This is a genomic window from Arsenicibacter rosenii, from assembly GCF_001870735.1.
GTDB classification, from domain to species: domain Bacteria; phylum Bacteroidota; class Bacteroidia; order Cytophagales; family Spirosomataceae; genus Arsenicibacter; species Arsenicibacter rosenii.
Genome location: NZ_MORL01000085.1, coordinates 1 through 2876, shown reverse-complemented (window position 1 = coordinate 2876; position 2876 = coordinate 1). Strand labels below are relative to the sequence as shown.

Here is a 2876-nt window from a genome sequence, read left to right as displayed (position 1 = left end):
TTCTGTACGTGTATGAGCCCGGCGGTAATCGCATCGAAATCGCCAACACCACCGCCCGCCTGATTACAGATCCTGATTATCAGACCATTTACTGGACTATGGAAGAACGTAAAAAGGGCCAGGCGTGGGGCCTGCCCACCATCCCGACCTTCCATACGCATGGGACTCCTACGGTATCGGGTGAGTTAGCGAATGAGTGATTGCGTGCCGCACAACGCAAAGGGTTTACTTATCCGGGAAAAATAATCACTCAATCACACAATCATTTAATCACAATTATGTCGGGGAAACTTCTCGTTATTGGTGCCCATTCGGGGGATTTTGTATGGCGTGCGGCCGGAACCATTGCGAAAGCATTGGACGAGGGGGCTGAAACGCTGGTTGTTGCCTTGTCGTACGGCGAACGGGGTGAGTCGGGAGAGCTTTGGAAAGCCGATCCTCACAGAACGGTTGAAAGCGTGAAGGTGATCCGGCATGAACAGGCCCGACAGGCGGCCCAAATCCTCGGTACGCCGATTCAGTTTCTCGACTGGGGCGATTATCCGATGCGCCTCACCGACGAACGTGTGGAGCAGTTAACGAATCTGATCGGCGATTTTGAACCAACGGTGATTCTGACACACAGCGAAAAGGATCCGTTTAACCCCGACCATCCGCTGGCGTTTCAGGCCGTTCAGCGCGCACGCCTGTTGTCGTCCGGAGCCGGCGTTCCCAGTGCATTTAAGAACATTGATCCGCCGGTATGGTACTCTTTTGAGCCGCATCAGCCCGAATTATGTGGCTTTGTGCCGGATACGTTTATTGATATCAGTTCGGTAATGGAAAAGAAAGTGGCGGCAATGGCCTGCATGGGCGCACAGACCTATCTGAAAGACTATTATACAGAACTTGCCTCCCGACGGGCCAACCATGCGCGGCGCATTTCGGGTCAGAAGCACATTACGTTTGCCGAAGCCCATCAGTGTCATGTGCCACGGATCGTAAATTCAATCGTTTAACGGATGGAACTATACGAACAACTCGGAACGTTTTCGGCGGCAACACTGCACGAGGCGATGGGCAAGTCAGGAAATCTGCCGTCAGCCATTAAGCCGATAAGCCCGTCTATGCGGGTTTGTGGCCCTGCCTATACGGTAAAAACAATGCCCCGCGATAACCTGCTGCTTCATAGGGCTTACGCTTATGCACCGGCGGGATCAGTTTTAGTTGCTTATTGTTCAGGATTTTATGAGGCTGGCTATTGGGGTGACCTGATGAGCCTGGGCGCTATGACCAAAGGCATCAATGGGCTTGTCATAGACGCCTGTGTCCGCGATGCCGATGATATTGAAGCCATGGGCTTTCCTGTTTTCAGCCGTGGCCTTTGTGTTCGTGGCACATCTAACCATGGCGATGGCTCGCTGAATGAGCCGGTAGTGATCGGCGAGGTGCTCATCCGGCCGGGCGATATACTTGTTGGCGACCGTGATGGGGTTGTTGTTGTGCCGAAAGATCGTATTGCCGAAACGATTGAAAAAGCCAAAGCCCGTGAAGAGCGCGAGGAATGGGTTCGTACGCAGCTGCGTGAGGGCAAAACATCCCTTCAGATTTATGGCTGGGAGTGAGGGAGACATAAATTGATGAGGAATAACAGAGCATGAAAATGGGGGCGAAGCAAGGTAAAAGGCTGAAACATAACGTCAACGACAGATGAATATTGCTATTTTAGGGTTAGGCGAGGCCGGTAGCCGGTTTGCCAATGACCTGGCCGGTCGGGGTATCACCGTTTTCGGGTTTGATCCGTCGCCGCGCTATCCGCTACATGATGCTGTACAGCTGATGCGAAGTAATGCAGAGGCCGCTCAACAAGCCGATATCATATTGAGTGTCAACCTGTCGGCTGTGTCGGTGGCCGTAGCAGAAGATGTCCGTGCGTATGTGTCGGATCAGCAGATTTATGCTGAGATGAATACGTCGGGGCCAGAGACAAAACAGCAAATTGCCCGGTTGCTGGCCCTGACCGGAGTCCGGTTTGTGGATTTGGCAATCATGGCGCCGGTCCCCCCCGGGGGTATTTTAACGCCGTTCTGGGCATCGGGCCCCGGGGCTGCCTTATTTACGGAAAAACTGAAAGGCCTGAACCTTAACATCACCCTGCTTGGGGCGGAGGTAGGCGAAGCGTCGACCCTGAAACTGCTGCGATCCATTGTGTACAAAGGTGTGGCGGCAGTTATTGTGGAAGCCGTCGAGGCGGGGAAAGCCTACGGACTTGAAGCCTATGTCCGGTCGCAGATCAGTTCGGTTATCGGTGGCAACGATGACTTAATCGACCGGTTCCTGACCGGTAGCCGCACGCATGCCGTTCGCCGGAGCCACGAGATGGAAGCCGTCGTTTCGATGTTACAATCCAAAGGGGTTGAGCCGCTGATGTCAGCGGCGACCCTCGGAAATCTACAGAAATTAAGCCGCGAAAACTCCCGTTAAGCCTATGCAGCGCGCAATTCCCTACATGCAGTTCCGTGGTGGCAGCTCGAAAGGCATTTTCTTTCTGGCGGCTGACCTGCCTGCCGACCCGGTCATCCGCAACCGCGTTGTCCTCGCCGTAATGGAGGGGCTTGGCGAAGGCGATACGCGGCAGATTGATGGCATGGGCGGTGGTACGACGCTGACCAGTAAAGTGGCCATCGTCGGCCCAGCGGGAGCTCCGGAGGCTGATCTTGCTTTTTATTTTCTGCAGGTGGTGGTCGGGAAAGGGACCGTATCGGATACCCAAAGCTGCGGAAACCTGCTGGCGGCCGTTGTCCCCTTTGCCATTGAAAAAGGACTGCTGCCCGTAACCGGCCCCACCACGTCGGCAAGGGTGAGTCTGGTCAATACCGGTGGTATCTGCGAAGTGG

General features: G+C 54.5%; 4 protein-coding genes and 1 pseudogene. All 5 read left to right on the top strand.

The genetic code is table 11. From position 1 onward, the window contains the following. Positions 1 to 200 (top strand): annotated as a pseudogene (locus BLX24_RS29835) (hypothetical protein); the annotation flags it as partial. A gap of 78 nt (positions 201 to 278) precedes the next feature. After that, positions 279 to 998 carry a PIG-L deacetylase family protein gene (locus BLX24_RS29830; protein ID WP_071506852.1) on the top strand — a complete coding sequence of 240 codons (720 nt, stop codon included), beginning with the start codon at positions 279 to 281 and terminating at the stop codon, positions 996 to 998. A gap of 3 nt (positions 999 to 1001) precedes the next feature. After that, positions 1002 to 1604 carry a 4-carboxy-4-hydroxy-2-oxoadipate aldolase/oxaloacetate decarboxylase gene (locus BLX24_RS29825; RefSeq protein WP_071506851.1) on the top strand — a complete coding sequence of 201 codons (603 nt, stop codon included), beginning with the start codon at positions 1002 to 1004 and terminating at the stop codon, positions 1602 to 1604. Between the two features lie 85 nt (positions 1605 to 1689). Next, positions 1690 to 2463, top strand: a complete 774-nt coding sequence (locus tag BLX24_RS29820) for an NAD(P)-dependent oxidoreductase (RefSeq protein WP_071506850.1) — start codon at positions 1690 to 1692, stop codon at positions 2461 to 2463. Positions 2464 to 2467: 4 nt separating this feature from the next. Further along, the coding region (locus tag BLX24_RS29815; RefSeq protein WP_310590812.1) for a PrpF domain-containing protein at positions 2468 to 2876 on the top strand (409 nt) is incomplete at its 3' end.

Coding starts and splice junctions, on each gene's coding strand:
- BLX24_RS29825 (WP_071506851.1), top strand. CDS start 1,002: ATGGAACTATACGAACAACTCGGAACGTTTTCGGCGGCAACACTGCAC.
- BLX24_RS29830 (WP_071506852.1), top strand. CDS start 279: ATGTCGGGGAAACTTCTCGTTATTGGTGCCCATTCGGGGGATTTTGTA.
- BLX24_RS29820 (WP_071506850.1), top strand. CDS start 1,690: ATGAATATTGCTATTTTAGGGTTAGGCGAGGCCGGTAGCCGGTTTGCC.